Origin of the sequence: Helicobacter bilis ATCC 51630 (assembly GCF_000686565.1) — a bacterium.
GTDB lineage: Bacteria > Campylobacterota > Campylobacteria > Campylobacterales > Helicobacteraceae > Helicobacter_A > Helicobacter_A bilis.
In genome coordinates, this window is the sequence record NZ_JMKW01000026.1 from 1 (window position 1) to 13,583 (window position 13,583).

General features: G+C 35.1%; 15 protein-coding genes. 7 read left to right on the forward strand and 8 right to left on the reverse strand.

Annotation, left to right across the window (positions count from 1 at the left end; all coding sequences use genetic code 11):
• Positions 1-346, forward strand: a 346-nt coding sequence (locus T368_RS13435; protein WP_034595167.1) for an HAD-IB family hydrolase, incomplete at its 5' end; no start/stop codon positions are given.
• Between the two features lie 458 nt (positions 347-804).
• Here T368_RS13435 and T368_RS0106305 read toward each other — a convergent pair.
• The 5 genes from T368_RS0106305 to ispF form a co-directional block, all read right to left on the reverse strand.
• On the reverse strand, positions 805-1,521 hold the full coding sequence (locus T368_RS0106305; protein ID WP_004087555.1) for an outer membrane beta-barrel protein: 717 nt from the start codon (positions 1,519-1,521) through the stop codon (positions 805-807).
• A gap of 227 nt (positions 1,522-1,748) precedes the next feature.
• Entirely contained in the window at positions 1,749-2,441 is a 693-nt protein-coding gene (locus T368_RS0106310) for a hypothetical protein (RefSeq protein WP_004087557.1), read from the reverse strand.
• Between the two features lie 25 nt (positions 2,442-2,466).
• A complete protein-coding gene (locus T368_RS0106315; RefSeq protein WP_004087558.1) occupies positions 2,467-3,654 on the reverse strand; it encodes a hypothetical protein in 1,188 nt (395 codons plus the stop codon).
• Positions 3,632-4,507: a response regulator gene (locus T368_RS0106320; protein WP_004087560.1), complete on the reverse strand. Its 876-nt coding sequence runs from the start codon at positions 4,505-4,507 to the stop codon at positions 3,632-3,634. Before T368_RS0106320 ends, T368_RS0106315 begins: the two co-directional genes overlap by 23 nt.
• A 143-nt stretch (positions 4,508-4,650) precedes the next feature.
• Positions 4,651-6,102 carry a 2-C-methyl-D-erythritol 2,4-cyclodiphosphate synthase gene (gene ispF, locus T368_RS0106325; RefSeq protein ID WP_004087562.1) on the reverse strand — a complete coding sequence of 484 codons (1,452 nt, stop codon included), beginning with the start codon at positions 6,100-6,102 and terminating at the stop codon, positions 4,651-4,653.
• 264 nt (positions 6,103-6,366) lie between these two features.
• On the opposite strand from ispF, the gene thiC reads away from it, so the two are divergent.
• Positions 6,367-7,728 (forward strand): phosphomethylpyrimidine synthase ThiC, encoded by a 1,362-nt coding sequence (thiC, locus tag T368_RS0106330; protein WP_004087563.1) that lies wholly within the window; start codon positions 6,367-6,369, stop codon positions 7,726-7,728.
• Between the two features lie 132 nt (positions 7,729-7,860).
• Positions 7,861-8,586 carry a toxin-antitoxin system YwqK family antitoxin gene (locus tag T368_RS0106335; protein WP_004087564.1) on the forward strand — a complete coding sequence of 242 codons (726 nt, stop codon included), beginning with the start codon at positions 7,861-7,863 and terminating at the stop codon, positions 8,584-8,586.
• A 293-nt stretch (positions 8,587-8,879) separates the two neighbouring features.
• Here the strand turns inward: T368_RS0106335 and T368_RS0106340 are convergent, their stop codons facing one another.
• On the reverse strand, positions 8,880-9,683 hold the full coding sequence (locus tag T368_RS0106340) for a phosphatidylserine decarboxylase (RefSeq protein ID WP_004087565.1): 804 nt from the start codon (positions 9,681-9,683) through the stop codon (positions 8,880-8,882).
• A 131-nt stretch (positions 9,684-9,814) separates the two neighbouring features.
• Between T368_RS0106340 and T368_RS0106345 the strand changes: the two genes are divergently transcribed.
• The 4 genes from T368_RS0106345 (at position 9,815) to T368_RS0106355 (ending at position 12,690) form a co-directional block, all read left to right on the forward strand.
• Complete coding sequence (locus tag T368_RS0106345) at positions 9,815-10,489, forward strand: winged helix-turn-helix domain-containing protein (protein ID WP_004087566.1); 675 nt, start codon at positions 9,815-9,817, stop codon at positions 10,487-10,489.
• A 16-nt stretch (positions 10,490-10,505) separates the two neighbouring features.
• Entirely contained in the window at positions 10,506-10,706 is a 201-nt protein-coding gene (locus T368_RS15455) for a hypothetical protein (protein ID WP_138160812.1), read from the forward strand.
• Positions 10,707-10,801: 95 nt separating this feature from the next.
• Positions 10,802-11,335: a hypothetical protein gene (locus tag T368_RS16670; protein WP_004087567.1), complete on the forward strand. Its 534-nt coding sequence runs from the start codon at positions 10,802-10,804 to the stop codon at positions 11,333-11,335.
• Complete coding sequence (locus tag T368_RS0106355; protein WP_080628869.1) at positions 11,299-12,690, forward strand: sensor histidine kinase; 1,392 nt, start codon at positions 11,299-11,301, stop codon at positions 12,688-12,690. Before T368_RS16670 ends, T368_RS0106355 begins: the two co-directional genes overlap by 37 nt.
• A gap of 291 nt (positions 12,691-12,981) precedes the next feature.
• Here the strand turns inward: T368_RS0106355 and T368_RS0106360 are convergent, their stop codons facing one another.
• Both T368_RS0106360 and T368_RS0106365 read right to left on the reverse strand, forming a co-directional pair.
• Complete coding sequence (locus tag T368_RS0106360) at positions 12,982-13,290, reverse strand: CiaD-like domain-containing protein (RefSeq protein WP_004087570.1); 309 nt, start codon at positions 13,288-13,290, stop codon at positions 12,982-12,984.
• Entirely contained in the window at positions 13,281-13,568 is a 288-nt protein-coding gene (locus T368_RS0106365; protein WP_027338370.1) for a tetratricopeptide repeat protein, read from the reverse strand. Before T368_RS0106365 ends, T368_RS0106360 begins: the two co-directional genes overlap by 10 nt.
• Positions 13,569-13,583 lie beyond the last annotated feature (15 nt).

Below are 13,583 nucleotides of genomic sequence, written 5' to 3' on the forward strand. Positions count from 1 at the left end.
TCATCAAAAGTTGGGGCACACCATAGCGATTGTATCAGGTGGCTTTGAGATATATATTCGCATTTTTGCAAAGCATTTTGGGATTCAATATGTTGTGGCGGTTTCGCTGGAGAGTAGTGAGGGGGTTTTAAGCGGCAATATGGCAGGTATTCATACGATGGAGCATAGAAAGCTTTATAAGTTATCACAAACACTTGATCTATCAATGTATGATTTAGCACAAAGCTATGCGTATAGTGATTGCCCTAGTGATATTCCTTTGCTAAGTTTAGTGGGCAATGGCATTGTTGTAGAATGCGGGAAAGATATAGAATGGGCGAAGATTTTGGGATTTGAGATTGTTTAGGATTTTTGCTTGAACTACCAGTCCTAAACACAACTTAACCACACATTAGCACCAACAAAGGCCACTCTTTTTTTTGATAGCCCATAAAGTAAAACTTCTTTGGAAAATCATTGCAAGATACTTCCGCAGAATTTTTGTCCATGTTCTTTTTGGAATCTCAATCACTTGGGTGGATGCAGGGTGCAAGGGTGCAGTTTGATAAGAATCTAATTGTCAATAACTATAGCTTTAACCTTGCAGCCCACTCATTAGAATTCAAATCTTGTATATTCCCATAAATATGTATCACTAAAAAAAGATTAGGTAATAATGCAATCTCTTTGTTATGCAAAGGATATGCTCAGTTTGATTAAATTTGCTATAGATTTGAGTGAGAGATATAACTACTATCATAAAGATAGCGGTGTGTGTTTATGCGGTGGGTTGCAAACAAGATTATCACACACAAAGGCTACATGCTAGAAAATGTAGCTATATCCTATTGTTGTGATGAGATTTCTTGTTGTGGTTGTTTCTGTTGGATTGCCTTGTTGAGCTGGTGCTACATATTTAACACCTAAAGTTGGTATTTTAAAGCCCAACTCAAAGCGATGATGATTATTTGCAGTGAGACTTAGCCCTAGATTTATAGGTAGGATAAAGCCATCGCCTTGCGGTGTTGTTGTGTTTGTTATAACACCGCCATCAGTTGCTTTGCTGGTGCTATTCATTGTCGCATAGCCAAGTCCAATACCCGCATACGCTCCAAATGCAAAGGTATCAGAGCTTAGGATATTAAGCAAAACATCGACATTTACACTAATCGCATGAGATGAATCCAGTGTGGTTGTATCGGTGATTTGATTTTGTTGTCCTGTTTCTGTGGTTGTTGTTTTTGTATGATTGTGGTTAAAGCCATAGTTATAATCCAAATAGCCACGCAAACCAAAGAAGTCAGTCAGCATATAGTTATAACCCAACTGCACGCCGATATTAAGATAGCTTGGTGCTATGGTTGTATCTTTTGTTTCGGTTTGTTGTCCTGTTTCCGCGCTTGTTCTTTTTTCAAAACTTACTGAATAGCCCGTATTAATCCCAGCAAAAAAGCCATTGCCATCACCCTCATCAGCCAACATGAAGCTTGGCGTAGAGATTAGTGCTAGTGTTATTGCTACTTTTCCAAATCGTTTATACATGATAAACCCCTTTTAATCACTTAAAATATTTGCATTTTGTTGTAAGATGCGTGAATTATTGTAACACAACTCAAAAAAAAAAAAACGATTTATGTAATATTTATAACTATTTTTTGTAAAAACTATGATATTTTTACAAAATTACTCAAATCACGGAATCTTGTGTATAAATATCTATTAGTCTTTTAATCATGCTTAAAATAAAGTTTAGTTAGCACATTTGCAAATTAAGAAAATTTTACTGAAATATAATAGAGTATCATAACACTTGCACCGCTTAATACGCCATGCAAAATCGCCCCTAGAATGCTGCCTAGTATTTTGTTTGGCTTTAGGTTATAGAATCTGCCTATTAAACTTGGCTTGTAATAATCATAGATTCTTATAAAAATGCAACCAATAAGGGCTTCTAAGATATACATTTGCCATGTTGCAAAGACAAATAAACACGCACAAAAAAGGCTTATCATAAGCTGGATTATAGCAAAGTCGTGTGGTATGAGTGGTTTAGCTTGGTTTGTGTTTATGGAATCTTGTGTGTTGCTGGATTCTTGTGTTAAGTTGGCATTATTTATAGGATTAGATTCTGTGTTATTTGTAGGGTTAAGATTAGAATCTATGTTTGGGTTAGAGTCCTTATGATTAATTTCTAAGTTTTTAGATGTTTCGCTACGCTCAACATGACAAGCTGTTTTAGAATCTAGTTTATTGCTATTTTGTGCCGACTCGTTTGGGTTAGATTCTAAATCTTGCATATTTTTATAAAGATATACTGCTAAAAAGAGACTAAGCAATAATGCAGTCTCTTTATTATGCAAAGTGATGGGATAAATAATAATAAAGCCCAAAATATTTGCAATGATTTTTTGCAATACTAAAGGCTTTATCTTATCAAAAATATAAAGATGAAAAAATTTCATTGTATGCCTTATAAATGAAACAACATTAATTGAGTGAGGTTGTTTGATAAAGTTGCATAAGCTTTAGATAAAACTCCTCTTCACCGCTATTTTGTATAATCCCGCTAGATGGTAAAATATCATAATACAATCTATCTAAATCCTTGAATCTATGTGGGAACAAAGATGAAAGCAATATTGCTGAAATCTGCCTTCTCACAAGCATAGCAGGGGGTAAAAGCCCTAGTCTAAAGAACTCGACAAAAGATTCTGCATTATAGTTAATGTGATGATGATGTCCATGCGGACAAGTATGGATTGAGACAAGTGTTTTACACACATCACAATATACATATTCTGGTAAAATCTCAACTTCTATATTCATACCTGTGAGAGAATCAAAGATAGAATGCACTTCATTATCTAAATAATACACAGATAAGCCGCGATTATTCTCGCCAACAAGCAGTTTATTGCAACCAAAATTCCTTGCTACAATGGCATTCATAATCATGCGATTCTGCCCTGCATACAGATAGGTATCATCATGCGGGATAATGATAACTCGCTCTTTCATAAGATAATTATCTATCAAAAATTCCATACATTTTAAACGCAAGTTATATTCTATCAAGTCGCTTTTATGTGGTTTGAGTAAAAATACGACTAAGAGATCACACTCTTCTAAAGCGTCTCGCATAATTTTTTCATGGATTCTATGCAGGGGAGAAGCACTCATTACAATACCTGCGATATTTTTAGCACTAAGTGTAGCTATGCGTTGGGCTAGTCGTTTTTTGTGCTTTATAATGTCGTTATTTGTGAGTGTGTATTTACCGCTAACGCAAATTTCGCCTATTCTAGATTCTATATCTTGTATGCGTTTGGAGGCAAAATCACCACCCATTATCTTATTTATCCGCTCTTGCTTATTAATGCTAAATACAGAATCTACGATAATGCTACCTGAAGTCTCACCATCTGTTATAAGCTCGATTTTATCGCCCTTTTTTGCCTTTTGTAAGACTTCACTATTGCGTCTGCCACTAGGGCTTAAGAGAAAAGGGCAAGGATAGCTCTGGTCTTTATAGACACCGCTTGTATTGACTGCTTTCATTTGTGCTTCATTCATAAGCTCTGTTACAGGATAGAGTAAGCCCTCTTGTGCGAGATTTAGGACTGAAATCGCTTCTTTATCGATATAGAGTTGTTTATTTTTTTCTTGAGATGCCATATTTCTTCCTTTTTTCCCATAAGCTTTTGCGGCTCATGCCAAGTTTTTTTGCTAACTCCACATCTGGATATCGCCCCTCAAATTTTGTGATAACAATCCTTTCATATTCTTTAATGGATAGAATCTCACTGCCAATTTCAAGATTGTTAGCCATATTTGTAATATCTACAATATGCGGAAAGGATACTAAATCATCAGAAATCATTGAGATAATAAGGCGATAGTTTGCCATTTTTTCCAAAAAATCCTTTTTTTCTTGCTTCTTTAGATTCTCACAATTTGTAATGTAATAGACTTTATTTTTTTGAAACTCATAATCACTCCATGAGATACTCTTAAGGCTTATAAACTCAAACCTTAGTTTTCTCTCAATCGCATATTTCATCGCATAAATATCCGCACTTCTTTGAGAACTAGCCTTAATTAGAATCGGCGGATTGTATTGGGGCAGGGTTGGCGTTTGTAATTCATTTTGTATGAAAGTGAAATAGTTTTTAAAGAATCTAATGTCTTCAGCAAGTTCTTTAAAGCCTTTGTAATGCTCGATTTTTCTTACTAGCTCGTCCATTATAAAAGGCTTAATAATATAGTCTTTTGCTCCCATTTTAAGAGGCTTTGATACGGTATCATCGCTGACATAGGATACCATAAGAATGATTATGGCGTCTTTATGTGTTTCAATAATATCTCTATAATCTGCGGTGCTTGTAGAGAGTAGCACAATGTCAAATCCCGTGCGATTTACCGCCTCTTCAAGTGAAGAAGTGATAAATGATACATGCCCACCATCTGCTAATTTACTTGCTATACTTTGGGCTAAATAAGTTTCACTCTCAATAATCAAAACATTCATACATATCCTTTTTTCAAAGTTTTAGGGATCTTTCTTAGCAATAAGATTCTTTTTGCTTAAAATTTCTTTTTATTTAGAATCTTTGTCATATAAAAATCTTTCTTGCATACTTCCTTTCCTAAACTTTATTTAATTTCATGGGTTTAATATAGCTTCCTTGCTTTAAGTTGGGCTATGCTATTTACTAGCACGCCTTCTTTTCTTCCCACAAAGCCTAAGCCCTCTGCCGTGCTAGCCTTTATGCTGACACACATTTTTGGTAAGTAAAGAATATTAGCTAGGACTTCTTGCATTTGTGCTTTATAGGGCGAGATTCTAGGGGTTTGAGCTGTGATTGTAATATCAAGGTTAATGAGTTCTAATCCAACGCTTAAGCAATAATCATAAACTTCTTTTAATAGAATTTTAGAATCTATGTTTTTAAACTCGTCCTTACTATCAGGGAAAAGCTCACCTATATCGCCATAGTTCATAGCCCCAAGTATAGAATCTATAATCGCATGTATAGCCACATCGCCATCGCTATGGGCTTTGAAACCCATGCTAGATTCTATCTTTACCCCGCACAGATACATATCTTTAGAATCTATAAAGCCATGTATATCGCTACCATAGCCTATGAGAGTGTCGCTTTTATTATGTGCGTTTGCGTGATATAGCTTCTTTAATAAATGCAAGTCATCATGGTATGTAAGCTTTGTCATATCTTTACTGCCGATAACAAAGCCAAGATTAGAATCTTTAAGTGAGAGTATTGCAGTGCTTTCATCGCTAAAGTCAATCTCTTTTGTAAAAGATTCTAGAATCTTTTGTGTTTTTGTGATTTGGGGCGTTTGGATAAGCTTTAACTTCTCCCTCTCTATTGCTTTATGTGTATTATTTGTAGAATCATACATGAGTGTTGTATCACTCACTTGCAAATACGGCACAATGCAGTCAAAATCTTCATTCATAAATAAAGATAACATATCATGCAATACATGCCTTTTTGTATCAAATCTCGCACAATCATTGACAATTATATGCGTGCTTTCTACATGTTGCAGGGCATTTTTTAGAGATTGAAAGCGAGTGTTACCACCGCAAACTATTTCAAGAGCGATTTTATACTCTTTATCATTGATATGAAAATACAAAGCATTTGATATGAGTTTTTTCATATAGAATATATCTTTTTTAGAAGCTGTGATGATTATCTTTTGTAAAGGTGTTGTTGCGTAATGCGTTTGAGAATCTTGGATTAGATTCTGTGTATCTATGGATTTGTTTGGATTAGATTCGCTATTTTTATTGTTACATTTTGTGTCATTTTTGCCTTGATGGGTATTTGTGTGTGTTGCATTTTCTGCTTGTTGTAATGTATTAAGTATGTCTAGTATCTGTGAAGCAAGATTATGTGTTACAAAATACCACAAAGGCATAGTCCCAAGCCTTAGCCATTGTTTCTTTGTAGATGGTTTATTGCTAGATTCTATATTTTCATTATGAAATGTGTGATTAAAGTGTGTATTTGCATGTAATGTGCCTTTTGCCCTGCTACTGCAAAATCGCACAGAATCTCCAGCTGCCATGATAATAAGCGTTATATCCTTCATCATTTTTCCTTAAAAAATAAACACTTTATAAAACTTCACTCACATGCTAATAACTTTACTTAATGTTACCATATCTCATTTTTCAGTGCGATATGATACAAAAAACATTTATCATTATATAATAAATCTGTAAAGTTTGTTACCATTTTATACAAAAACTCTATTTTATCGTTACTAGATTCAAAATTATATTGGGATATAGATAAAATCACACAAGTTTGCATTACACTTAGACTGAAATTACTCTATTTACAAAGGATTTGCATGAGTGAGAATTTACGAAATACATGGATAGAAAAAAGGGCAAATGATAAAATCAGGACACAGCTTTATTACGCAAAAAGGGGCATTATCACAGAAGAAATGCGATATGTTGCAAATGTTGAGAATCTTAGCCCAGAACTCATTAGAAAAGAAGTCGCAAGGGGCAGACTGATAATCCCTGCAAATATCAATCATAAGAATCTAGAGCCTATGGGTATTGGCGTAGCTTTGAAAACAAAGATTAACTCAAACATTGGATCATCTCAAATCGTAGAAGACATTGATGAAGAGGTAGCAAAGCTTAAGACTTCAATCAAGTATGGTGCAGACACTGTTATGGATCTATCCACAGGTGGCGATTTAGACAAGATTAGAGAGGCTATTATACAGGCATCAAGCGTGCCTATTGGCACCGTGCCTATGTATCAGATTCTACATGATGTGAAAAATGATGTGTTAAAACTAGATATTGAAACTATGCTTAGTGTATTAAGGAAACAGGCAAAGCAAGGGGTAAGCTACTTTACTATACATTGTGGCTTTTTACTCGCACACATGCCAGCAGTCTCAAAGCGAAAAATGGGTATAGTCTCTCGTGGTGGTAGCCTTATGGCAAGTTGGATGCTACATTATCACAAAGAAAATCCTTTTTATGAATATTTTGATGAGATTCTAAAAATCTGTCAAGAATATGATGTGTCTTTATCTTTAGGCGACTCTTTACGCCCGGGCTGTTTGGCTGATGCGAGTGATGAAGCACAATTTGCCGAGTTAAAGGTATTGGGCGAACTTGCAAAAAGGGCGTATGAAGCCGATGTGCAAGTAATGATTGAGGGTCCCGGTCATGTCCCGCTTAATCAAATAGAGCGAAATGTAGAATTGCAAAAAGAGTATTGCAATGAAGCACCATTTTATGTATTAGGACCGCTTGTTACAGATATTGCCGCAGGATATGATCATATCGCAAGTGCCATTGGTGCGTGTGTAGCCGCGTGGAAAGGTGTAGCAATGCTATGCTATGTAACACCAAAAGAGCATTTAGGACTGCCAAACGCAAATGATGTGAGAGAGGGCATTATCGCGTATAAAATCGCCGCACACGCCGCAGATATTGCAAGAGGTAGAATTGGTGCAAGAGATAGAGATGATGCGATGAGTGATGCAAGGTATAGCTTTGATTGGAATAAGCAGTTTGAACTCGCCCTAGATGGCGACAGAGCGCAAGAATACCACGATGAAGCCCTGCCACAAGAAGTCTTTAAAGACGCTGAATTTTGCTCAATGTGTGGTCCAAAATTTTGCAGCTATAAAATCACACAAGATATTTTTAAAAACTATAAAGAAGAGAAATTGCCACAATAATGGCTTTTAGAATCTTTATGTTACTCACATTATCCATTTTTAAAGCTAGATTCTAGCTTTAATTTTTAGCGTTGTTTTTTGTGTTTGTTTCTTAAAATATAAGTTTTATTATCTCAATTTAAAAGGGCGGATATGTTATTAAAAAGTGCGTTTATAGCTTTGTTTTCACTTTATAATGTCGATACAACCATGCTACAAGAATGCAAAAATGAAACAGACAAAATAAGCGGTTGTGTAAAGAGAGACTATCATTCAAATGGGAATCTTTGGAGAGAAAGACCATTTAAAAATGGTGATAAAGAAGGTATAGAAAAGTGGTATTATGAGAATGGGAATCTAGAAAAAGAAATGCCATTTAAAAATGATAAGGTAGAAGGTATAGCAAAAAGGTATGATAAAATGGGGAATTTACAAATAGAGGCATCATTTTTAAACGATAGGCGTCAAGGGGACATAAGATGCTATACAACAGATAAAAAACTACTAGCCTTGCTTAAAGCTAAGAATGATAAGATTATAATAGGAAAGTGGTATTATGAAAATGGCAATATAAAGCTAGAAATAACATATAAAGATAGTAAGCAAGAAGGCGTTATGAAAATGTATGATACAGGTGGAAGATTACGAGCAGAAGTGTCAGCTTTAAATCGTGTATTGCATGGAGATACAAAACTCTACACAGAAGATAAAAAGCTATTTGCCATAATAATGATGCGATATGGCGAGACTATATTCAGCAAATGCTTTAATGGCAGAGTCCTAACAGACAAAGAATTAAGTAGGCATAGTATATTAAATGATACCGAAAAAGCAATTAACTATCTACAAGATATATGCCTTAAAGAGAGTGATTCTTAGGTAGTGTATGATTTATGGCTATTCACAACATATTTGCTAGATTCTATTTTTAGTTTTTATTTTTGGAATCTATTTTATATGAGTTGATGTGGGACTTTGGGGTGCAACATTTATAGAATCTTGTCGCATTAAACCTTTGAAAAAACAAAATATCTTTTATGAAATCCGTGTTAGATATTTCGCGTTTCTCAAAACATGATAAATCATTGTGTTAGATTCTAGCAACTAAGCAAAAGTTCCATTACAAACGACAACACAATAATAACTTTGAAAAAGAAGCAGAGTTAAGCTACTCACTCGTTTATGCTAGATTCTAAAGTGCCAATCTGCTCACCCATTCTCACAACTTCGCCCGATTTTACACTCCAGTTAGCCTGTGCGATTAATACGATAGTAGATCCCATTTCAAAAAATCCTATCTCTTCACCTGCGTTTAATGCAATAGGCTTTTCATAAGTATAAACACAATCGCCTTGCTTTGCGTTTGTCTGTATTGCCTTATCAAATAAAAACTGCATTTTACCGACATTTAACGCACCGACAGCGACATAATACATAATGCTTTGATTATATTTGCAACGCATTTTTAGCACGACTCGCTCATTTTGTATGAATAGATTCTCATTTTTATACAAACTTGCAAAATTCACCGGCAAAAGCTTACCAGAAAAATACTTTGCCTCCAAAATCTCTAAATCACACGGGGCATGATAGTGATGATAATCCTTTGGTGATAAATAGAGATTTAAAAAGCTATATGTATCTAAATCATGCACTGCACCGAGTAAATCAGCAACCTTATAGCTTTTACCTTTAATCTGCAGGGCAGTTTGCTGTGTAATGCGACCAGATTCTGTAATAAGAGAATCTGTTGGGCTAATGAGATTAAAAGGGATTGTATGCAGGATTCTAGGCTTTATAAGCTTTCGTGTAAAAAGTGCGTTTAGCGTAGGATAAGATTCTAAACTCTCAAATTCGCTAAGATTGATTTTAAAGAAATCAACATAAAAGCGATTGATCGCATATTGCATACTTTTTGGGAATCTTGTATGGGCAAATCGCCCAAATAGACGAGAAATAACATTAGTTGATAGCACAAATATCCTTATAAAAGAAATAAGACATAATTATATCATAGACTTTATAATATGACTTTCAAATAACATCACACCATTTATGACAAAAGAAAACTAAGCTATAATAAATCATATTATTTTGGAGTGAAACAATGATTTTTATCCTAGAAGATGAACATGCGATACGAGAACTTATTGAATACGCATTAAATACGCATTCTTTAGAATCAAAGGGCTTTGCGACACCATCAGCCTTTTTTGAAGAACTCAATGCTTTGAGTGAAGATTGTATGCCTGAACTCATCTTGCTTGATATGATGCTACCAGAGCAAGATGGCATAGAAGTCCTAAAGATTCTAAAGAAAAAGCAATCAACAAAGCATATACCAGTCATTCTTTTAACTGCAAAAATCGGTGAGCTAGATAAGGTTTATGGGCTAAATATGGGTGCTGATGACTATGTAACAAAGCCCTTTGGTGTGCTAGAATTACTTGCTAGAATAAACGCTTTATTGAGACGAACGCGTGGATTATCCCTTGATGAATACAGCTTTCAAGAAATCACTCTTAATCCAAAAACGCGTATAGTTAGCTCTAATGGTGTGCCTGTAAATCTTACTTATAAAGAGTTTGAAATGCTTATGCTATTCCTTGCTAATCCGCATTTAGTCTTTACAAGAGAGCAGCTTTTAGAATCTATTTGGGGTAGTGAGTTTCAAACACGCACAGTTGATGTGCATATCAATACCTTACGCACAAAGCTTGGGGAAAGCGGCAAATACATTCAAACCGTGCGTGGCGTTGGCTATAAAATCGCGCAAATATAAGTGAAGTGAGTGGATTTTGCGGCAAAGGATATTTTGGACTATTTTTGTTGTATGCTTTGGGTGGGTATTGCTTGGATTATGGGCTAGTTTCGTCTTTTTTACAAACTATTATGAAAAGCAGATACTATTACATTTAAAGCAAAATAGCCATTATATTGAGATAGGGTTAAAACAGCAGGGAATCTCTTATCACATATTAATACCGCCTATCGTGTAAGCCTTATAGATTCTCATGGTAATGTTGTATATGATAATCTTGCATTAAAAGAAGCACTTGATAATCATGCAGAAAGGATAGAGTTTAAAGAAAGCATGCAGCAAGAAATGCTTTATCACGCTGTAAAGATTATGTTAGATAGGGGGCTTATAGAATCTAGTGTGAGTTTAGAAACTAGCTCAAATTTTAGTAAAAATCTAGATTCTACGCCAACAAGCCACGCAAACAAAACCACAAATTCTAGCAATTGCTCTATGGCTTTGGAGGCTTTGGCTAAATTAGAGGGTAGGAGTTATCTAAGCAATATGACTATCCATCACAATTTAGCCAATCGTTCAAATTGTATAGACAAGGGCGAAAATTTAGCGAATCTAGATTCTAAAAACTCCAAAACGCCAACTGCGGAAGTATCTTGTGATGATTTTGTGGGTTGTGAAGCTTTTTTTGCGAGAAGCTACCTAAGCGGTAGTGCCGAAGCAAAAAAAGCAAACTCCCGCAAAAGCACACAAGAGACAACGCAGAATCTAGATTTTACTCAAAATCCTAAAAACCTACAAGCCTATATCTTACGCATAGCAAGCCCACAAAAAATATGCCCTCACTTCTCTATGATACCTTGCCCTATATGAGCCTTATTCTATTTGCGTGTTTGGCGGTTAGCTTTATGCTTGCAAGAAGCATTGCAAACTTTATTATCGCACCACTTAACGCACTCAATCTAGAGAATCCACTTGGACTAAAAAGCTATAAAGAACTCTCACCACTTTTACATAAGATTGATGAGCAAAATCGCTTGATAGATTCTCAAATAAAGCAACTACAAGCAGACAAGGAAACATTTAATGCGATTACGCAAAATATGAAAGATGGCTTTTTGCTACTTGATTCTAAAGGTAGTGTTTTATCATTTAATAAAAGTTCTATGAAGTTTTTTGGAACATTGCATGAAGGCATGAATATAGCCACACTAGATACGCAATATAAAAAATGGTTTAATCTTGCAATGCAGGGTGAAAAGCTAACAGAAATCATACATAAAAACGACCGCACCTATCAAGTCATTATAGAATCTGTGCTTAACTCCACTAAAGCACAAAATTTTGAGAATCTAGAATCTAACGCAATAGCCCATCATGTTGATTGTAGCAAAATAACTAATACAGAATCTAAAAGCGAGTTTTCATATATAATTCAAAACAATGATACAGAATCTAGCGATTTTAACCCAAATCTCACAGCCAATCAAAGTAAAGAAAATACAACAAAAATAACCCCAATCGGCGTAGCCTTACTCCTACACGACATTACAGAAAAAGCACAAAGAGAGCAGTTAAGACGAGAATTTAGCGCAAATGTATCACATGAGCTAAAAACCCCACTCACGAGCATTTTAGCCGTGCTTGAAATGCTGCAAAACAATATCATTAAACAAGAAGACATTCCAAAATTTCTTTGCAATATACATAAGGAAGCAAGGCATTTAATGGCTTTGATTGAAGATATAATTATCCTAAATGAGCTTGATAATGACTACACTTTTACGCCTTATCCGCTTTCCATGCGAAATCTTTGTGAAATTACTCTATCTATGTTTAAAGATTCTATCCAGCAAAAAGGGCTTTCTTGTGCTATACAAGGCGATGATTTTTTGGTGATGGGAGAGCAGCGACTACTTCTTGTTATGCTTTCTCATCTCTGTGAGAATGCTATAAAATACAATAAGGATAAGGGCAATATAGAGATAATCCTTGATGCGACACACAAAACATTGCATATCAAAGATAGTGGCATTGGCATACCAGAAATGTATCATGAGAGAGTGTTTGAGCGATTCTTCTGTGTGGATAAAAGCCACTCAAGCATGATAAATGGCACAGGACTTGGCTTAAGCATAGTTAAACATGTAGCACACCTACACCATGCAAAAATCAATCTTAATAGCACACTTAACATAGGCACTAGCATTTCTCTTTGCTTTAGTTAGAATGAGATTGCAACTTATTTAATGCAAATTTAAGGCAAAGTAAATATTAACCTATCCCTAATGTATCGCCATAGAGAATCTAAAATATAAACAAAAGGGCTAGTAGGACAAAACATATTGTTTGTAAAATAAGAGTAATCCAAGCAAAACGACTAACAAAGATCAAGGCAATTAACCCGCAAAATCGTTATTGAAAACTAACTTCAGCAACAATCACAAGCCAAACAATTAACGCTAAATAAAACAGCAATCAAACACTAAAACATGCAAATAAAGCACCTGCAATAAAACTCACTCTCCCTCAAAATTCCTTTTATCAAGCACCTCTAACCTCGCATCAAGCAGGGCTAATTGAAACTGCAAGAATCCTAGTATAAGATCTAGCTTTGCTTGTATTTGATTCTGTGTATCTTCAGCACTCTCTAACCATAAATCATCTTGTTTCAATCCCTCAAATAGCACAAATATACGCTCTTTAAAGCTCTGTAAAAACTCCGTCTCACCAGTATTTACACCAAGCCTTATATCCTTAAATCCCTTTTCATCAACGCTATTTTCAATCTCACTCAGCGTTTGCAATACAACATCTTTTAATTCCATTGACTAAACCACCCTGTTAAATTTTTTGGATTCTCTTTGAATATAGCGATTTTTTCCTGCATGAGTTTCATGTCTAGATTCTTTGTGATAAGGCTTTTATCTTTTTTAAACTTTAATGCCATTTCATTTGCTTTTATGCCTAAATGTGCTTCTTTTATCAGTTCTGTGCTTAAAGTTTTAGAATCTTTTTCAAGCACCTGCTCAAAAAATGCCAACGCCTCTTCATGCCTGCCTATCATCTCATAAATATAGCCTAAGCTTAATAGTTTCCTACTCATAGCATTTCCCCCAAA

What these genes read in the sequence shown, in the direction of transcription:
- T368_RS0106345 (WP_004087566.1), top strand. Translation starts at nt 9,815, where the DNA reads ATGATTTTTATCCTAGAAGATGAACATGCGATACGAGAACTTATTGAA.
- T368_RS0106320 (WP_004087560.1), bottom strand. Translation starts at nt 4,507, where the DNA reads ATGAATGTTTTGATTATTGAGAGTGAAACTTATTTAGCCCAAAGTATA.
- T368_RS0106355 (WP_080628869.1), top strand. Translation starts at nt 11,299, where the DNA reads ATGCCCTCACTTCTCTATGATACCTTGCCCTATATGAGCCTTATTCTA.
- ispF (WP_004087562.1), bottom strand. Translation starts at nt 6,102, where the DNA reads ATGAAGGATATAACGCTTATTATCATGGCAGCTGGAGATTCTGTGCGA.
- T368_RS0106310 (WP_004087557.1), bottom strand. Translation starts at nt 2,441, where the DNA reads ATGAAATTTTTTCATCTTTATATTTTTGATAAGATAAAGCCTTTAGTA.
- T368_RS0106305 (WP_004087555.1), bottom strand. Translation starts at nt 1,521, where the DNA reads ATGTATAAACGATTTGGAAAAGTAGCAATAACACTAGCACTAATCTCT.
- T368_RS16670 (WP_004087567.1), top strand. Translation starts at nt 10,802, where the DNA reads ATGCAGCAAGAAATGCTTTATCACGCTGTAAAGATTATGTTAGATAGG.
- T368_RS0106335 (WP_004087564.1), top strand. Translation starts at nt 7,861, where the DNA reads ATGTTATTAAAAAGTGCGTTTATAGCTTTGTTTTCACTTTATAATGTC.
- T368_RS0106360 (WP_004087570.1), bottom strand. Translation starts at nt 13,290, where the DNA reads ATGGAATTAAAAGATGTTGTATTGCAAACGCTGAGTGAGATTGAAAAT.
- thiC (WP_004087563.1), top strand. Translation starts at nt 6,367, where the DNA reads ATGAGTGAGAATTTACGAAATACATGGATAGAAAAAAGGGCAAATGAT.
- T368_RS0106315 (WP_004087558.1), bottom strand. Translation starts at nt 3,654, where the DNA reads ATGGCATCTCAAGAAAAAAATAAACAACTCTATATCGATAAAGAAGCG.
- T368_RS0106365 (WP_027338370.1), bottom strand. Translation starts at nt 13,568, where the DNA reads ATGAGTAGGAAACTATTAAGCTTAGGCTATATTTATGAGATGATAGGC.